Below are 16,882 nucleotides of genomic sequence, written 5' to 3' on the forward strand. Positions count from 1 at the left end.
CGGCATATGCCAGACGAGTAGATCCAGGCAGAGGGACTTGATTGAGCCATCAATCTCTTCAACAGGCGCTCCACACAAGCCTCTTGATGGCTATCGTGGGGGAGCAAGCGGTAACAACCTGGTAGGGGGAAAACCGTGGCGCTGAAGCCCGAGCCGACCGCGCCGTTCCATTCGGTGCAGTACGCCCTTCGCGTACTCGAAACGATCGCACGGCACACCGGCGGTGTGACCGACGCGCAGATAGCGCGTGAGACAGGCCTGCCCTCGGTCCACCTGTCCCCGATGCTGTTGATGCTGCGCCGGGAGGGGTACGTGCTCCAGGTCTCCGACGGCGCCTACGCCATAGGGGACTCCCTCGTCCTCCTCGGCTCCGGCGTCGACCGGCAGCAAGCCCTCCAGGACAAGCTCCAGGACACCCTCGACCGGCTGCGGGACTCGGTCGGAGCGGCGGTCTACATCAGCCGCTACGTCGACGGCGAGGTCCGCATCACCCAGTTCGCGGACAGTCCGCGCACCCCCAAGGTGCACGAGTGGGTCGACTTCCGCTCGGCGGCGCACGCCAGCGCGGTCGGCAAGTGCCTGCTGACCCAGCTCGACCAGAACGGTCGACGGGACCACCTGTCCCGGCACAAGATCGCCCGACTGACCTCGAAGACGATCGTGAGCGAGCGCGTGCTGTTCTCCAGGCTGGACAGCCAGCCCGCCACCGTGCCCGTGCTGGACCTCCAGGAGTACGCCGTGGGCACCGTCTGCGCGGCGGTGCCGATCACCGCCGGCGCCTCGGTGGGCTGCCTGGCCCTGTCGATGCCGGTCGAGCACGCGCACCGGCTGCGGGCCGCGGCGGAGACGCTGAACCGGAAGGCCGCGCCGCTCCTGCTGTCGCTCACGCTCTGACGGGCCGCACACCCGGGGACGAACACCCCGAACGCCCCGAGGGCCGCTCCGGGCCCGTGCGCCGGGGCCCGGAAACCACTTCGGGCGGTTCCCGGTGAACCGGAAACCGCCCGAAGTACAAGTGCGCCGCCAGGGACTCGAACCCCGGACCCGCTGATTAAGAGTCAGCTGCTCTAACCAACTGAGCTAGCGGCGCCTGACAGAGAAAATACTACCCGGTCCCCGGGGGTGCTCAAAACCATTACCCGTGAGGTCCGCGAGGACCCCGGGCTCACGTCGGCCCCGGGGTACGGGCCCCACGGGCCCCTGTGGCGGGTCGGGGGGTGGCACGGGCCACACCCCCCGAGGGGGCGGGTCAGCGGTCCAGGAGATCGGCCCGGCCCTGGGCCTCGTAGGACGACAGCAGGGCGGCCAGGGCCTCCGCGTCCAGGGGCCGGTATCCCGGTTCGCCCGGCGGGGACCACCAGACCGGGTCCGGGCAGCGGAAGCCGGCGCGGCGCAGGGCCACGCGGTGGACCTTGTTCGTCGCCGTCGTCGGCATCTCGGGGACCACCCGGACGTAGCGCGGCGGCATCTTCGTGCCCAGGTCGGGCTGCGCGGCGAGGAAGGCGGCGAACGCCGACGGGGAGAACGTGGCCCCCGGGCGGAGGGCGACGGCCGCCATCACCTGGTCGCCCGCGACCTCGTCCGGTACGGCGTAGACCGCCACGGCCGCCGCGTCCTGCCATCGGGCGAGGATGTTCTCGATGACGGCCGAGGCGAGGTTCTCGCTGTCGACCCGCAGCCGGTCGTCGGTGCGGCCCGCGAAGTAGAGGAATCCGGCGGCGTCGCGGAAGAAGAGGTCGCCCGTCCAGTACCAGCCGTCACGGGTGCGCGCCGCCTCGGCGTCGGGGTTGCGCCAGTAGCCCTCGAAGAGGCCGCAGCCGCGGTTGACGAGTTCCCCGATGGCCTCGCGGCCGTTGAGGAGGCGGCCCGAGTCGTCGAGGACGGCCGCCGGGCATTCCCTGCCCGTCTGCGGGTCGACGACCGCGAGGTCGTCCCCGGCGCCGGACCGGCCCAGCGCCGCCGGCGGGGTGTCGGGGGTGCGGACCACGGACGCGCCGCCCTCGGTGGCCCCGTAGCCCTCGACCAGGCGGACCCCGAACCGCTCGGTGAAGCGGGCGGCGTCCACCGCGCCGGCCTCGGTGCCGAAGCCGAGCCGCAGGGTGTGCGCGCGGTCGTCGGGGCGGGGCTCGGTGGCCAGGAGGTATTGGATCGCCCGGCCGACGTAGGTGAAGTAGGTGGCGCCGTGGGCCCGTACGTCGTCCAGGAACCGGGAGGCCGAGAAGCGCCGCCGCAGGGCCACGGACGCGCCGCCGGCCAGCGCCGGCAGCCAGTCGGCGATGACCGCGTTGCCGTGGAAGAGCGGCATGCAGACGTAGTGGACGTCGTCGGGGGTGACCGAGAACTGGCGGGCCAGCGCGGTTCCGGCGGCGGCCAGTCGGCCCTGGGTGCAGAGGGCGGCCTTGGGGGCGCCGGTGGAGCCGGAGGTGAAGTAGAGGAGCATCCGGGAGGCGGGGGTGGGGCCGCCGGAGAGCACGGCCTCCCCCGGCTCGGCTCCCGCGTAGGGCGCCAGCAGTCGCGCGTACTCCTCGGTGTCGGTCACGAGGATCCGTACGCCCGGCAGGTCGAGGCCGCGCAGCAGCGGCAGGTGGGCGCGCTCGGTGACGAGGATCCGGCAGTCGGTGTGCAGGATGTCGCGGGCCAGTTCGGGGCCGCGCCGGGTCGGGTTGATCCCGGCGACGGCGGCCCCGGCGAGGGCCGCCGCGCCGAGCCAGAACGGGAACTCCGGGGTGTTGTCGAGCAGCACTCCCAGGTGCGGCTCGGCCTCCGGCGGCAGGAGGTCGACGAGCAGCGCGGCGCGCGCGGCGGCCTCCTGGGCGGTCCGGTGGCGGCTGAGGACGGCGTGCTCGTGCTTCAGCCCGGGCCGGTGGTCGCCCCATTGGCGCGCGATGAGCTCCGCGACGGTGTCGGGTGTGGTCGTCGTCCGCATGCCGCCGGAGGTTAGCTGACGTTGCGTCAGAATTGAACGTCGGAGCAGGAGTAGAAGGCCATCGGGGTGTCGTTGACGGTCCAGACCGCCAGGATCATGTGCCGACCGGTCTTCCCGCTCGGCATGGCGCCCTGGTGGACGGTGGTCATGGCGGGGCGGGCGCCGTTGTAGGCGACCGCGAGGAAGGGCTGGGGATCGAGGGCGGCCCGGGTGAGCGGCTTGGTGGGGTCCCAGCCGTTCTTGGTGACGTAGTACTTGAAGTCGGTGGTGGAGTGGTTGGCGGTGAACTGCCACCGGAAGCCGTAGCTCTGGCCGCTGTTGACGCGGGTGGCGGGCCAGGTCCCGCCGCGCGGGTCGTCGAGCTCGGCGAACTGGGCGTTGCCGGCCGCGCAGATCTTCCCGTCGGCCGGTCCGGCGGCCGGGAAGCCCTTGAAGCCCTCGGCGCTCTGGGGTTCCCACTGGATCTGGCCGCAGTTGGAGACGGTCTTGTTGGCACAGAGCTTCTGGCGACTGATGGGGGTGTCGGTGTATCCGTGGCTGCTGGCAGTGGGGGTGCCGAGGAGGGTGGCACCGGCGACGAGGCCGAGACCGAGGGCCGTGACGCCGGCTCGTTTGGGCATGCGGAAGGAACGCATGATGCTCCTTGGACGTGGGGGGAGTCTGACGAGAGCGTGCGCACGCGTGGGGATGGTTTCCAGGTCTAGACCAAGTCCCAGACTATTGACGAGAGTTGGCCATGTCTATACCAATGGGAGAACGGGTGGTCCGGTCGTTCCCGGCCACCCGTTCTCCCGCGCCGCTCGCCGTCTCCTCCCGCGTCGCCGCCGTCTCCTGCCGTTCCTCGGCCGCCGATCGCCGCTACTGGTCGGAGCGGCCGGTGTAGAAGGCCACGGTGAGGTCCTTCACCAGGGCCTTGCGCTCGTAGTCGTCCAGCTCGACGATCCCCCGTGACGTGAGCCGGTGGACCGTGTCGTCGACCGCGTCGACGACCGAGGACAGCACGGCGTCCCGGTGCCGGGCGTCGATCGCCGCGATCCGCCGGCGCCGCATGGCCTCCGCCACCTCCGGGGCGTACTCGATCCGGGTGGGCTGGGCGGAGAACACCTCCACGCCGACGGCCTCGGTCTCGGCCGCCAGCATGCGGGTCAGCGCGTCACCGACCGCCTCGGCGTCGCGCAGCGTCGGGGCGTCGTCGTGGAAGGCGTCGGCCGGCAGTTGGGACAGCACCCGGGCCATGGCCGACTCGACCTGCTCGGCCAGGTACTCCGTGTGGTCCCCGACGGCGAGGGTGGCGCGGGCCGTGTCCTTGACCTGCCAGACGACCTGCACGACCACCTGGAGGGCGAGGCCCCCCGAGTCCACCGCGGGCATGGGGTCGCTGCGCCAGTGGCGCAGCCGTACGTCCACCCGCCGGCGCAGCAGCAGGGGGCTGACCCAGGTGAGGCCGGTACGCCGGACCGTGCCCCGGTAGCTGCCGAAGAGGGTCAGCACCCAGGCGTGGCCGGCCTTGGCGCGGCCGAGCCCGCCGAGCGCGAGGAGCGTGACGATGCCGAGGAAGGCGAGCGGGGGCCAGTGGGTCGCGCGCAGCCCCTGGTAGGCGCGCGGGGCCGCGCCGAAGCCGGCGGCGAGGGCGTCGGGAACGGCGCCGGCCCGCCAGAGCACCGCCGAGCAGCCCGCCAGCGCGAGGCCGCCGACGGCGACGGCGATCCAGCCGGGCAGTACGGGTCCGCGGTGTTCGCGGAGCCGGTCGTCGCCCCGGGGGACACGACGGCCGGCCGCGGGTCGGGGTGCGGGTGCCGCGTGCCCGGACCGCCGTGCGGCCGGGTCCCCGGCCGGAACGGGGGGCCCGGTGGGCGTCTGCCCGAGGAAGGGCAGGTGCACGGGCACCGCGGTGGCCGAGGCCCCCTGGGCGGGACGGAAGCGGGGGAGGTCCCGGGTGTCGTCCTCGTCGGCGTCCGCCATGCCTCTGGCCACGGCCCGGGCGACGAGATCGGCGACGCCGTCCGCCGCGACGCCGGCCGCGTCCGGTCCGGGAACCGTGCGCACGACGGGTTCGGCGGGCGGCCAGAGCTCGTCCTGCGGGTGGCCGGCCGGGGCGGGAGCGGCCGGGGGCCGGGGTCCGGTCTCGGGGGCCGGGGCGGGCCGGCGGTCCGTCCCGGGCCGGGGCTGCGGGGCGTCCGACGGGGCGTCCACCTCGGCGCGCGCGGCCGGCACCGCGTCCGGGTGCGTCCACGCGTCCGGGACCTCCCCGGCAGGCCCCTCGGCCGGGGAGACGTGGTCGGACTCGGGCCGGGGCGCACGGTCCGCCGTGTCGTCCCGGGGCGGCTGCGGGTACGGGGTCGCCGACTCCGCGTGGGCGGGCCACGCCGGCGGGGCGGTGTCCGGAGCGTCGGCGGGACGCTCCTGGGGGGATGTCGGGTACGCCGCCGGCTCCGGCGCGCCGGAGCGCAGGGGGCCGCGCTCCGGCTCGACGGGGACCGAGCCGCGGTACTCCGGCACGAGCAGCGGGGCCGCCACGGGCTCCGACCGGGCGTGGCGGGGGTACGGCTCCCCCGCGCCCGGGTCCGCCGCCTCGGGCGGACCCGCGTGGGCGAACGCCGGCCGCGCGAACGCCGGGTGCGGCGTCGGGAGCATCGGCTCGGGCACGGCCGCCCGGACGTGCCCGTCGTCGGCCGGCCGGTCGGCGGCGTGCGCCGGGTGGGGGCGGGGCGCCGAGACGTACGCGGGGGTGTCGTCCGCGCGGCCGGCGGCGCCGGGCGCGGGGACGGCGGTCACGGCCCGGGGCGCGGCGTCGACCGGCGGGGTCGGGGTGCCGGGGTGCGGGGCCCACGGGTGTCGGGCCGGGGCGGGCAGGTCGCCCGGGTGCCGGGACGCCGCGCCGTCGGTCGTCCCTCCCCCACGGGGTTCCGGCGGGACCTCGGGCGCCCACGCGGGGCGGGCCGGGGCGGGGGTCGCGAGCGACTCGGCCGCGACCGGGGTCGGGGCCGGGGGCACCGCCGGGGCCGGGGGCACCGCCGGGGCCGGGGGCACCGCCGGGGCCGGGGGCACCGCCGGGGCCGGGGGCACCGCCGGGGCCGGGGGCACCGCCGGGGCCGGGGGCACCGCCGGGGCCGGGGGCACCGCCGGGGCCGGGGTGGTGGTCCAGCGCCCCGGGCGGGGGGCCGGGGCGGGCGCCGGCGCGTCGGGGCGGATCGCGGCGTCCCCGGCGGCGGGGCCCGCGCAGGCGCCGGCGGCGAGGGGCCGGGAACCGTCCGGGACCGGAGGAACGGGGAAGTTCCCCGTCGTGGACGTGGTGCGGGTGGGGTACATCGTTGCCTCCGTCATGCGAACAGCCGGCGCCAGGTTTCCGGGCCCGGGTAGCCGTCGGCCGAGGCGCCGCGCCAGCCCTGGGCGCGCTGGAAGGCCTCGACGTTGCGGCGGTCGGCCTCGCTCCAGAGGGGGCCCGGGCCGGACGTGTAGTGCTTGCCGAAGCCCTTCTGCACCAGTCGGCGACCGAGGGCGGTGATGGACGCGTGGGACTGGCCCGGGCGGAAGAAGGCCTTCCCCGGGTAGGCGGGGACCCCGCCCGGCCCCGCCTGACCGACCGGTGTCGTCGGCTTCGTGGGCGTGGTCGGCGTGGTCGGCTTGGTGGGCGTGGTCGGCTTGGTGGGCGTGGTCGGCGTGGTCGATGCCGCCGGTGGAATGCTCTTGCCCTGCCTCAGGGCCAGCAGCCGCCAGGTGTGGGCGCCGGGAATGCCGTCGGCGTCCGCGCCGGTCCATCCCTGCGCCCGCTGGAACGCCTGGGTGGCCAGACGGTCCTCGTCGGACCACACCGGGCCGGGGCCGTTGGGGTAGAACCGTGCGCCGCCGCGTTCGATCAGCAACCGGCCGAGCTGGGTCACGTACTCGTTGTTCGCGCCCGGCCCGAACTTCGAGGCACCGGGGAAGGTAGACGACACGGCCGGCGGGGACCCGGTCGACGGCAGTTCGACGGGCGTCACGGGAGGCGTGGGCGTGCTGCCGGGGACGCCTCCCGTGACCCCGTTGAAGCGGTAGGGGAGGTACTTCGTCGCGTTGGCCCAGTACCCGTACGGGGTGGCCTGCTTGCGGGTGTACGGGCGGGTCTGCTCGTAGGCGACGTAGTGCGTCCGCGTCCCGTCGACCCAGCCGCCGAAGAGGACGACGTGCGAGCCGTTGTTGGGGTCCGCCGGATTGTGGAAGAGGAGCATGTCGCCCGGCAGCAGCTCCTCCTTCGTGATCCGGGTGGCGAAGGTGTCGAGGCTGCCGGTCCACTCGTTGGTGCCGAGGTTCCAGGCCATCGACACGTAGCCCGAGCAGTCCTGCCGGTAGCCGTCCGACCAGTACTCGGACATGCTGTAGGGGACCTTGGCGTCCAACCACAGCTTCGCCCGGTTGATGATCGTCGTCCGGTCGATGCGCCGCACCGCCGACGGGGCACCGGGCAGGCCGCCGGGCTTGGCGGGCGTGCCCTTCGGCCCGTGCAACGGGGATCGGCCGCCTTGCGGGGAGCCCGGATCGGGGCCGTCGAGCCGTACCGGGCCGAGGCCCGGCGCCGCGGCGGAGGCGGCGAGCGCGGCGGAGCCGCCACCGCCCAGGACCACGCCGGCCGCGGTGGCGAGCACCAGCGCCCGGCGCGCGCCGCGGGCGGCGCGGTGGCCGCCGTCGCGAAGCGGTATGGCCCGCGCGCGGGCGAGGGCGCGACGGCGCTGCGCGCACCCGAGGCAGACGCAGTCGCCCGCGGGCTCGTACTCCTCGAAGACCGGCATGGGCATCTGCGGCATCTGCACATGCACCGGCGGCTGCATCGTCATGCGGTTCCGTCCACTCCCCTGCTCGTCCACTGGTCCGGTGTCCGGGCACGCATCTGGCGGGGCATCAGATTCGGCTCGGCCCAGACATATCGTGCACGACAAACCCCTTAAACATGGGTTAATCGGACAACACGGGCGCGGCTGGTCACGAGCACGTCCGGAGGTGGGGTAGAGTTTTGCCTGTCACCAAGCGCCGCTAGCTCAGTTGGTTAGAGCAGCTGACTCTTAATCAGCGGGTCCGGGGTTCGAGTCCCTGGCGGCGCACAGACGAGAAGAAACCCCCCGAGGCGAAAGCCTCGGGGGGTTTCTTCGTTCGCTCGTCCGGCCCTGCCCGCGCCGCCTGCCTACACCGCCGTTCCGGTCCGGGCGCCGACGCCCGTCAGGTAGGCGGAAACCACCACATTGGCCGTGTACTGCTTGGCGGCCTTGTCGTACGTGCCCCCGCACGTCACCAGTCGCAGTTCGGCCCGCCCCTTGATCCGCGGGCCGTACGCCTTGGCCGGGTCGAAGCCCGCGCGCTCGTAGACCTTCACGTCCTCGATCGTGAACTCCGCGACCGAGCCGTCCGCCCGGTGGACCCGGACCTTGCCGCCCGGCTCGGCGGTGCTCAGACCGAAGAACACCGCGGGCTTGGACTTGGTGTCCACGTGGCCGACCATCAACGCGGTGCCGGCCGCGCCCGGCAGGGTGCCGCCGCTCCACCAGCCCACCGTGCCCGGGCTCTCGTACGGCGGCGGCTCGATCGCGCCCTGCGCGTCGAGCCTGCGGAAGATCACCGGCGCCTGAATGCCCATGGCGGGCACGTCGACCCGCGCGGGCAGGGCCCCGGTCAGCGGGGCGTGCGCCGCCGGCAGCCCCGGGACCAGCACCCCGCCCGCCTGACCGACGGGCGAGGGCGGAACCCCGGTGATCTCGCGACCCCACAGCCACAGGCCGCACACCAGCACCGACCACGCGGCGACGGTGAGCACACGGGATCCGCCGGAGCTCCTCGGCTCCCCGGTCACCGGAGGCGGACCGTCACTCGCCGCTGCGGCGACGGCGCAGGGTCAGGGCCCGGCCGGCGACGGCCAGCGTCGCGGCGGCGGCCAGGACGGCGCCGATCACCGTGTGCGGCAGACCCGGGCCGTCGGCGTCGTGGCTCTTCTTCGCGGTCACGGTCGCCTGCGCGCCCTCCGCGGCCCGGGCCTGTTCCCGTTCCTTGGCGATCTTCGTGGACGCGGCCAGCTCGGCGGCCATGCCACCGCCGCCCGCGTGGACGGGCCAGACCGGCGAGTGGTGCGGGTTCGGGCGGTCACGGTGGATCCGGAGGGAGCCGCGGACCTCCCGGCCCTCGCACTTGACCCGGATCTCGTGCCATCCGGGCTCGGCGTGGTGCGCGATGGTCGCGTCGCCCACCAGGACCTTGCGGTCGCCGTGCCCCGGGGACAGCCTGGCCTCCCAGGCGAACACGGACGACGTGGCGGAGGCCCAGTCGCACGCACAGCCGCGGACCTCCAACTTGACCCGGTCCCCCGGTTCGGCGGGATCCGGCCGGACCGAGACGCTGCCGCGGTCCCGATCCCTGTCCCGGTCCCAGTCCTCGGCGACGACGGTGGGCGCGGCCACGGCGGTGAGGGCCGTCAGGGCGACGGCCACCCCGGTGGCACGGAAAGCGATCAGAGCACTGCGCATGGTGAACCTCCTCGACAAGGAGCCTCACGCGCGGCGCGCCGCTCCGCATCCGGAGCGGCGCCCGCTTGGCCCGTACGTGTCAGCCGTACGCGCCGTACGTGTCAGCCGTGCGCGTTCACACGTCGGTGATCCGGTGTCAGACGAGATCGACCAGGTCGGCGATCGAGTCGACCGTCTTCGTCGGGCGGTAGGGGTACTTCTCGGTGTCCTCGACCGAGGTGAGACCGGTCAGCACCAGGAAGGTCTGCATGCCCGCCTCCAGTCCGGCCAGGACGTCGGTGTCCATCCGGTCGCCGATCATCGCGCTGCTCTCGGAGTGCGCGCCGATGGCGTTGAGGCCGGTCCGCATCATCAGCGGGTTGGGCTTGCCGGCGAAGTACGGCTGCTTGCCGGTCGCCTTGGTGATCAGCGCGGCGACCGCGCCGGTGGCGGGCAGCGGGCCCTCGGTGGACGGGCCGGTCTCGTCGGGGTTGGTACAGATGAAGCGGGCGCCGGCGTTGATCAGCCGGACGGCCTTGGTCATCGCCTCGAAGCTGTACGTGCGGGTCTCGCCCAGCACCACGTAGTCCGGCTCGTGGTCCGTGAGGATGTAGCCGATGTCGTGCAGGGCGGTGGTCAGCCCGGCCTCGCCGATGACGTACGCCGTGCCGCCCGGACGCTGGTCGTCGAGGAACTTGGCGGTGGCGAGCGCGGAGGTCCAGATGTTCTCGACGGGCACCTGGAGACCCATGCGGTTGAGGCGGGCCTGGAGATCGCGCGGGGTGTAGATGGAGTTGTTGGTCAGCACCAGGAAGGGCTTGCCGGACTCGCGCAGCCGCTTGATGAAGGCATCCGCGCCGGGGATCGGGGTGCCCTCGTGGATGAGGACCCCGTCCATGTCGGTGAGCCAGGATTCGATCGGCTTGCGCTCTGCCACGGGACTGTTCTCCGCTCTGCGGGGCCTCTGACCTCGGGGGCCTCTGGTCTCTACCACCCTATCCGGCACGGGCCGCAGACGCGGGGCCCGTCCACGGCCCGGACATCGGCCCCCTCGGGGCGGCTCAGCCGAGGGTGACGTCGTCCACGGCCCAGAACCAGTTGTTGGTACCGCTGTAGCGGAAGCGGACCTGGACGTCGGTGGCGCCGGCGGGCACCCGCAGGCTCAGGTTCTCGGTCTTGGCGAGGGCGTCGGCCGTGTGCGTCTTGACCACGGTCGGGGCGCCGCCGTTGTACGAGACGAGGACCTGGGCGGTCTGCCCGGCCTCGTGGCGGTAGTGGCTCCGGTAGGTCAGCGTCCTCGTGGAGCCGCCGGTGACCGGCCACTTGGGGGTGACCAGGGTGGAGTCGAAGGTGCCGGTGTGGCTCTTGTCGTCCCACTCGTCGGAGTCCGCCACGGCGAACACGTCGCGGGAGCGGACGTTCAGCTCTCGCCACTGGTCGCGCTGTGACTGGCTCCAGAACTCGTCGGTCGCGAAGGCCCAACCGGCCCACTCGGCGACACCGCCCGTGCCCATCCGCGAGTTGTCCACGGCCCAGCCGGCGGGAGGGGTGTGCGTGAAGCCCTTCACGCCGGCCGGGATGCCCGTCTCGTCCACGCGGGCCCCGAGGTTGGGGCGCAGGGTGTCGAAGGGATCGTTGTCGGGGGCGTCCAGCGGGGCCCCGTCGAGGGCGGCGCCACCGACGCCGAGCCGGGCGAGCGCGGTCGCGGCGACGTCGACGAGCCGTACGTCGGTGCGTACCGAACCGGCGGGGATCCCGGCGCCCTTGGCGATGACGAAGGTGCCGCGCTCCGCCATCGTGGAGCCGCCGTGGCCGCCGCCGTCGGTGTGGCCGTGGTCGGTGGTGACCAGGACCGTCCAGTTCTCCCGGTCGCGGGTGGGGCGGTTCTCGACGGCGGTGAGGAGGGTGCCGACGAGGGCGTCGACGCGGGCGATGGCGTTCAGGTACTCCTGGCTCGCCGCGCCGGAGGTGTGGCCCGCGTGGTCGACCTCGCCGAGGTAGACGAAGGCGGCGTCCGGGTTCTGGTCGCGCAGTTCGGCGGCGGCCGCGGCGGCGATCTTGGGGTCCTCGCTGCCGTAGCCGTCGCGGTCGCCCTTGAGGGAGAGCCGCTTGTCGACCTTGGAGGAGAAGATCGGGCCGTTCTGGTCGGTGGAGGTGATGGGCTCCCAGTCGGCGGCGGCGTAGGTGTTGAGGGCCGGCTTGGCGTTCTCGACGCGGGTCAGGAAGTCCGGGTACGCCGTGTAGTTCTTGCCGGTGAAGGAGTTGTCCTTCACGCCGTGCTTGTCGGGCCAGACGCCGGTGGCGATGCTTGACCAGCCGGGGCCGGAGGAGGTGGCGGCCATCGGGTTCGCGTAGAGGGTGCTCTTGGCCGTCAGGCCCTGGGCCATCAGGCCGTTGAGGTGGGGCGCGTCGGCGGCCTTGACGCGGTCGAGGACCACGCCGTCGAGACCGATGACGAGCACCTTGTCGGCGGTGGCGGCTTCGACGGCGCCGGCGGGGTGGGCTCCGAGGGCGGTGGCCAGCAGGGTGGCGGCGGTGGCGGCGACCGTCAGGACGCGGCGCGGCGGCAGGGCAGGGGACACGTGCTCCTCCGGGAGTGTTCGTGGGACGGGCGTGGGTGGACGCGCGACGGGTCCGGACCGAGGTGCGGGCTCCCCGGTCCAGACCCGTTATCTCACCGACACTCTCCCTGCCGCAGGTGGCCGGGAGGCAACCGGTCAGCTTCCGGTTGCCGACTTCCACGCGTCCACGTGGGCCTTGAGGTTCCGGTCGATGTCCGCCCAGTCGGGCTCGAAGATCTCGACGCCCGTCATCAGCCGGGTGAGTTGGACGGCGTTGGCGTCGGTCGGCTTGACGTCGGTGCGCGCGGGGAAGCCGCCCCCGACCTCGCTGACCAGCTTCTGGGCCTCCTCGCCGAGCAGGAAGTCCAGGAGCTTGCGGCCGTTCTCGGTGTGCGGGGCCTTGTCGACCAGGCCGGCCGCGTACGGCAGGGAGAAGGTGGTGGGCTTGCCGCCCTCCTTGGCGGGGAACCAGATGCCGAGGTTCGGCATGGACTTGGCCTGCGCGAAGTTCATCTGCACGTCGCCGTTGGCGACGAGCAGCTCCCCCTTGTCGGTCTTCGGGGCGAGCTTGCTGGTGGAGGAGGACGGGCCGACGTTGTTGGCCTGGAGCTTCTTGAGGTACTCCATCGCCGGCTCCTTGCCGCCGAAGTCGTGCATCGACTTGACGAGCACGGCGGTGCCGTCGCCCGCGACGCCCGGGGTGGAGTACTGAATTCTGCCCTTGTACTTGGCGTCCAGCAGCTCTTCCCAGGTCCTGGGGGCCTGGGGCAACTCCTTCTTGTTGTAGACGAATCCGAAGTAGTTGTTGACGATCGACGTCCATTTGCCGTCGGTGGCCTTGTCGGCGCCGTTGACCTTCTCGGAGCCGCGGGGCGCGTAGGCCTGGAGGAGGCCCTTCCCGTCGGCCTGTTGGATGAAGGGCGGCAGGGTGACCAGGACGTCCGCCTGGGTGTTGGTCTTCTCGCGGACGGCGCGCTGCACCATCTCGCCCGAGCCGCCCTCGACGTACTCGACCTTGATCCCGGTCTCCTTGGTGAACCGGGCGAAGACCTCGTCGTACCAGCCGTCGCCCTTCTCCCCCTTGAGGCCGTCGGCGCTGTAGACGGTGACGACCTTCTCGCCGGCCTTGGAGTCGGCGGCGCCCGATCCGCCGCAGGCGGTCAGGCCGGCGGCGAGGGCGAGGCTGCCGGTGACGGCGGCGGCGGTGCGAAGGGGGGTGTGACGACTGTTGCGCTTGCCGGGCATGGGGCTTCCTTACGGGAAAGGGAGTCGGCAGGGGTTCGGCGGTGCGGGGTGGGGCGGCGAGGGGTGGGGTGCGGGCGCGACCGGGGTGGGTCAGCGGTAGGACGCCTTGGTGCGGATGCGGGAGACGGCCAGGAGCACCAGCAGGGTGGCGGCCATCAGGACCACCGCGACGGCCGATCCGCCGAAGAGCGAACCCCGGTCGGTGGCGGTGAAGACGCGGACCGGCAGGGGCATCCAGTCCGGCGGGTAGAGCATCATCGTGGCGCTCAACTCACCCATGGACAGGGCGAAGCAGAGCCCTGCGGCGGCGGTCAGGGAGGGCAGCAGCAGGGGGATCCTGATCCGCCACAGCACCCGGGCGGGAGTTGCCCCCAGGGAGGCGGCGGCCTGCTCGTAGGCGGGGTCGAGCCGCACGATCGCGGCGGAGACCGACTGGTGGGCGAACGCCGTGACGAGGACGGTGTGCGCCAGGACGACGATGGTGCTCGTCCCGTTGAGGAGCAGGGGCGGCCGGCTGAAGGCGACGAGGACCGCGAGGCCCACCACCACCGACGGCACGGCGACCGGCAGCATGAACAGGGCGTCCAGGAAACGCTTCCCGCGCCTCTTCAGGCCGGCGGCGGCCAGCGCCGCCCAGCCGCCCACGGTGAGGGCGAGCAGGCTCGCCACGAGGGCGGTGACCAGGGACGTGGTGAGGGCCTGGAGGGATTCACCCCGGACGGCGGAGGCGTAGTTCGCGGTGGTCGGGCCGGAGGGGAAGGCGCCGGACCAGTGGGTGGCGAGGGAGGCGGCCACCACGACGAGCAGCGGCAGCGCGAAGAGGGGGAGGAAGAGGAGGCCGAAGAGGCTCCAGGCGGCCCAGCGGCCGGTCCTGCTATGCACCAGCACGCTTGCTCACCACCCGGTAGAGGCCGAACAGGCCGACGGAGATCGCGATGTTGACGACGGCGACGACGCAGGCGGCCGGGTAGTCGGATTCCAGGATCGCCTTGCCGTAGACGAGCATCGGGAGCGTGGTGACGCCCTTGGCTCCGGTGAAAAGGACGATCCCGAACTCGTTGAGGCACATGACGAGGACCAGGCTGCCGCCGGCGGCGAGGGCCGGCAGCGCCTCGGGGAGGATCACCCGGCGGACGATCCGGGCGGGCCCGGCACCGAGCGAGGAGGCCACCTCCAGTTGGGCGGTGTCCAGTTGGGAGAAGGCGGCGAGCAGGGGGCGCATGACGAACGGGGTGAAGTAGGTGATCTCCGCGAGGAGGACGCCCCAGGGCGTGGCCAGGAAGTGGAAGGGTCCGTCCGCGACGCCGAGGACGTCGGTCCAGATCCCGTTGGCCATGCCGACCGTGCCGTAGATGAAGAGGAGGGCGAGGGTGATGAGGAAGGAGGGGAAGGAGAGGAAGACATCGATGAACCGGGAGACGGCCCGCGCTCCCGGGAAGGGCACGAAGGCGATGACGAGGGCCAGCGCGAAGCCGAGGACGAGACATCCGACGGTGGCGCCGACGGCCAGCCAGACGGTGGTGCCGAGGGCCTCGCGGAAGGCGGTGGAGGCGAAGACGGTCGAGTACGCGTCGAAGGCGCCGCCGCCGTTGTCGGGCGTGAAGGACTGCCGGACGACGAGGGTGATCGGGTAGAGGAAGACCAGCGCGAGGACGACCACCGGGGGCAGGCTCCACACCCAGCGCGGGACGCCACGTGCGGCGGGTGCGGCGGGTCCGGGTCCGGTGCCCGGGGCGGGGGCGGTGGGGCGGCCGGCGGCAGTGGCCGGGGTGTCGGGCCGGGCGCCGGGCGGGGCGTCGGCGCCCCCCGCCGGGCCGGCCGTGCGGGCCGGCCCGGCGGGGGCCGATCGCGGGTCCGCGACCTCAGCCATCCGACACCCCCGCCGACAGCAACACCGCGTCCCGGGGCTCGAAGTGCAGGGTCACCCGGTCGCCCAGCGCCGGGGTCTCGCGCAGTTCGGGCAGGTCCGCCTTGACCCGGTGGCCCGCGACGTTCACGTACAGGCGGTGCGTCGAGCCGCGCCACTGCACCTCGGTGATGGTGCCGTTCAGGGCGTTGGGGCCCGCGCCGAGGCCGATCAGGTGGGGGCGTACGCACAGGGTGGCGCCGGCGCCGGGCGCGGCCCGGCCCCGGTCCAGTACCAGGGCGTGCCCCTCGAAGACGGCGCCGGTGTCGGCGACCGTCACCGGGAGGAGATTGGCGTTGCCGACGAAGGAGGCCGTGAACTCGGTGCGCGGCGAGCGGTACAGCTGCCGCGGGGTGCCGCAGTCCCGGAGCCGGGCCTTGTCCATGACGGCGATCCGGTCGGCCAGGGTCAGGGCCTCGATCTGGTCGTGCGTGACGTACAGGATCGACACGTCGGGGAGTTCGCGGTGCAGTCGGGCCAGTTCGGCGAGCATCCCGGAGCGCAGTTGGGCGTCCAGTGCGGACAGCGGCTCGTCGAGGAGGAGCACGCCGGGGCGGATGGCGAGCGCGCGGGCGATGGCCACGCGCTGCTGCTGTCCGCCGGAGAGTTCGCGGGGGTGGCGCTTGGCGTAGGCGGCCATCCCGGTCATCTCCAGGGCCTGCGCGACGCGGCCGGGTATCTCGGCCCTGGGCGTCTTGCGCGCCTTGAGTCCGAACGCGACGTTGTCCTCGACGCGCAGGTGCGGGAAGAGCGCGTACTGCTGGACGACCATGCCGATGCCGCGCTTGTGCGGCGGGAGGGCGGTGACGTCCCGGTCCCCGATCCACACCCGGCCCGCGAAGGGCCGTACGAAGCCGGCGACCGCCCGCAGCGCCGTGGTCTTGCCCGATCCCGACGGACCGAGCAGGGCCATGACCTCGCCCTGCTCGATCGTCAGGTCCAGGGAGTCCAGCACGGTGGTGCCGTCGTAGGCGACCGAGACGGACTCGAAGCGGATCCCGCTCACGTGCCGGACTCGCGGGCCAACAGTGCGGGGAGTTCGGCGATCGAGCCGAGGACGTGGGTCGCGCCGTGCTCGTCGAGGGCCCGGCGGTCGTGGGCGCCGGTGAGGACGCCCGCCACGATCCCGGCGCCGGCGCGCCGACCGCTGAGCATGTCGTACGCCGTGTCGCCGGCGACGACCGTCTCGCGTACGTCGGCCACCGCGCCGGTGCGCAGGAACGCGGCCAGCACCATGTCCGGGTAGGGCCGGCCGCGACCGCCCGCGTCGGCGGGGCACAGGGTGAGGTCGGCGAGGTCGCGCCAGCCGAGGGCGTCCAGGATGGCGTCCTGGGTGACGCGGGCGAAGCCGGTGGTCAGGACGACGGTGCGGCCGTCGCCGCGCAGCTTCTCGATGGTCTCGCGGGCGCCGGGGATCGGGCTGACGAGGCCTCCGTCGACGAGTTCCGCGTAGGCCTCCTCGAAGGTGGCGTTGGCCTGTCGGGCGAGGTCCTCGCTGCCGAACAGGTGACGGAAGACGGAGATCTTCGACTCGCCCATGGTGTCGCGGACGTACTGGAGCTTCGCGGCGTGGTCGGCGGTGCCGGGCTCGACGCCGAGGCGCTCGGCGGCGCGCCCGAAGGCCCGCTCGACGAGGCCGCCGTCGGCGACGGTGGTGCCGGCCATGTCGAGGACGATCAGCCCGCCGGGGGTGGTCGCGTGGTCGGTGGTGGTCGTGTCGCCCGTGCTCTTCACGGTGCTTGCGGATTCGGTGTTCACGGTGCCTGTGGATTCGGTGTTC

Annotated in this window: 14 protein-coding genes and 2 tRNA genes; 2 read left to right on the forward strand and 14 right to left on the reverse strand. The window is 73.5% G+C overall.

The annotated features are described in order from the left end of the window. The first annotated feature begins 135 nt into the window (after nt 1–135). Nucleotides 136–894, forward strand: coding sequence for an IclR family transcriptional regulator (locus ACQEVM_RS29925; protein WP_433084126.1), 759 nt, complete (start codon nt 136–138; stop codon nt 892–894). Between the two features lie 122 nt (nt 895–1,016). Here ACQEVM_RS29925 and ACQEVM_RS29930 read toward each other — a convergent pair. From ACQEVM_RS29930 to ACQEVM_RS29950, 5 genes are all read right to left on the reverse strand, one after another. After that, nucleotides 1,017–1,090, reverse strand: a tRNA-Lys gene (locus ACQEVM_RS29930). A 159-nt stretch (nt 1,091–1,249) separates the two neighbouring features. Beyond that, nucleotides 1,250–2,926 carry an AMP-binding protein gene (locus tag ACQEVM_RS29935; RefSeq protein ID WP_433084128.1) on the reverse strand — a complete coding sequence of 559 codons (1,677 nt, stop codon included), beginning with the start codon at nt 2,924–2,926 and terminating at the stop codon, nt 1,250–1,252. A 26-nt stretch (nt 2,927–2,952) separates the two neighbouring features. Further along, nucleotides 2,953–3,546, reverse strand: a complete 594-nt coding sequence (locus tag ACQEVM_RS29940; protein WP_433085461.1) for a lytic polysaccharide monooxygenase auxiliary activity family 9 protein — start codon at nt 3,544–3,546, stop codon at nt 2,953–2,955. Between the two features lie 238 nt (nt 3,547–3,784). After that, the gene (locus ACQEVM_RS29945) at nt 3,785–6,250 is read right to left on the reverse strand and encodes an SPFH domain-containing protein (protein WP_433084130.1); all 2,466 of its coding nucleotides are present in this window, start codon (nt 6,248–6,250) and stop codon (nt 3,785–3,787) included. Continuing rightward, nucleotides 6,247–7,698 carry a peptidoglycan-binding protein gene (locus tag ACQEVM_RS29950; RefSeq protein ID WP_433085463.1) on the reverse strand — a complete coding sequence of 484 codons (1,452 nt, stop codon included), beginning with the start codon at nt 7,696–7,698 and terminating at the stop codon, nt 6,247–6,249. The genes ACQEVM_RS29945 and ACQEVM_RS29950 overlap by 4 nt, the downstream gene beginning before the upstream one ends. 229 nt (nt 7,699–7,927) lie before the next feature. Between ACQEVM_RS29950 and ACQEVM_RS29955 the strand changes: the two genes are divergently transcribed. Then, nucleotides 7,928–8,001 (forward strand) — tRNA-Lys (locus ACQEVM_RS29955). 80 nt (nt 8,002–8,081) lie between these two features. On the opposite strand, the gene ACQEVM_RS29960 is transcribed toward ACQEVM_RS29955, so the two are convergent. The 9 genes from ACQEVM_RS29960 to ACQEVM_RS30000 form a co-directional block, all read right to left on the reverse strand. Next, nucleotides 8,082–8,708: a class F sortase gene (locus ACQEVM_RS29960; RefSeq protein ID WP_433084132.1), complete on the reverse strand. Its 627-nt coding sequence runs from the start codon at nt 8,706–8,708 to the stop codon at nt 8,082–8,084. A gap of 49 nt (nt 8,709–8,757) precedes the next feature. After that, the gene (locus ACQEVM_RS29965) at nt 8,758–9,411 is read right to left on the reverse strand and encodes a hypothetical protein (protein ID WP_433084134.1); all 654 of its coding nucleotides are present in this window, start codon (nt 9,409–9,411) and stop codon (nt 8,758–8,760) included. A gap of 136 nt (nt 9,412–9,547) precedes the next feature. Beyond that, nucleotides 9,548–10,327, reverse strand: a complete 780-nt coding sequence (locus tag ACQEVM_RS29970) for an HAD-IIA family hydrolase (protein ID WP_433084136.1) — start codon at nt 10,325–10,327, stop codon at nt 9,548–9,550. Between the two features lie 124 nt (nt 10,328–10,451). Continuing rightward, on the reverse strand, nt 10,452–11,972 hold the full coding sequence (locus ACQEVM_RS29975) for an alkaline phosphatase family protein (protein ID WP_433084138.1): 1,521 nt from the start codon (nt 11,970–11,972) through the stop codon (nt 10,452–10,454). Nucleotides 11,973–12,107: 135 nt separating this feature from the next. Continuing rightward, complete coding sequence (locus tag ACQEVM_RS29980; RefSeq protein ID WP_433084140.1) at nt 12,108–13,196, reverse strand: 2-aminoethylphosphonate ABC transporter substrate-binding protein; 1,089 nt, start codon at nt 13,194–13,196, stop codon at nt 12,108–12,110. Nucleotides 13,197–13,286: 90 nt separating this feature from the next. Continuing rightward, a complete protein-coding gene (locus ACQEVM_RS29985) occupies nt 13,287–14,084 on the reverse strand; it encodes an ABC transporter permease (RefSeq protein WP_433084142.1) in 798 nt (265 codons plus the stop codon). Further along, on the reverse strand, nt 14,071–15,066 hold the full coding sequence (locus ACQEVM_RS29990; protein ID WP_433084144.1) for a 2-aminoethylphosphonate ABC transporter permease subunit: 996 nt from the start codon (nt 15,064–15,066) through the stop codon (nt 14,071–14,073). Before ACQEVM_RS29990 ends, ACQEVM_RS29985 begins: the two co-directional genes overlap by 14 nt. Continuing rightward, on the reverse strand, nt 15,059–16,108 hold the full coding sequence (locus tag ACQEVM_RS29995; RefSeq protein ID WP_433084146.1) for an ABC transporter ATP-binding protein: 1,050 nt from the start codon (nt 16,106–16,108) through the stop codon (nt 15,059–15,061). Before ACQEVM_RS29995 ends, ACQEVM_RS29990 begins: the two co-directional genes overlap by 8 nt. Beyond that, on the reverse strand, nt 16,105–16,836 hold the full coding sequence (locus ACQEVM_RS30000) for a phosphonatase-like hydrolase (protein ID WP_433085465.1): 732 nt from the start codon (nt 16,834–16,836) through the stop codon (nt 16,105–16,107). The genes ACQEVM_RS29995 and ACQEVM_RS30000 overlap by 4 nt, the downstream gene beginning before the upstream one ends. Nucleotides 16,837–16,882: the final 46 nt, after the last annotated feature.

It is taken from the genome of Streptomyces sp. CA-243310 (assembly GCF_050936775.1).
Lineage (GTDB): Bacteria > Actinomycetota > Actinomycetes > Streptomycetales > Streptomycetaceae > Streptomyces.

What these genes read in the sequence shown, in the direction of transcription:
- ACQEVM_RS29990 (WP_433084144.1), bottom strand. Translation starts at nt 15,066, where the DNA reads ATGGCTGAGGTCGCGGACCCGCGATCGGCCCCCGCCGGGCCGGCCCGC.
- ACQEVM_RS29940 (WP_433085461.1), bottom strand. Translation starts at nt 3,546, where the DNA reads ATGCCCAAACGAGCCGGCGTCACGGCCCTCGGTCTCGGCCTCGTCGCC.
- ACQEVM_RS29965 (WP_433084134.1), bottom strand. Translation starts at nt 9,411, where the DNA reads ATGCGCAGTGCTCTGATCGCTTTCCGTGCCACCGGGGTGGCCGTCGCC.
- ACQEVM_RS29945 (WP_433084130.1), bottom strand. Translation starts at nt 6,250, where the DNA reads ATGACGGAGGCAACGATGTACCCCACCCGCACCACGTCCACGACGGGG.
- ACQEVM_RS29950 (WP_433085463.1), bottom strand. Translation starts at nt 7,698, where the DNA reads ATGCCCATGCCGGTCTTCGAGGAGTACGAGCCCGCGGGCGACTGCGTC.
- ACQEVM_RS29980 (WP_433084140.1), bottom strand. Translation starts at nt 13,196, where the DNA reads ATGCCCGGCAAGCGCAACAGTCGTCACACCCCCCTTCGCACCGCCGCC.
- ACQEVM_RS29935 (WP_433084128.1), bottom strand. Translation starts at nt 2,926, where the DNA reads ATGCGGACGACGACCACACCCGACACCGTCGCGGAGCTCATCGCGCGC.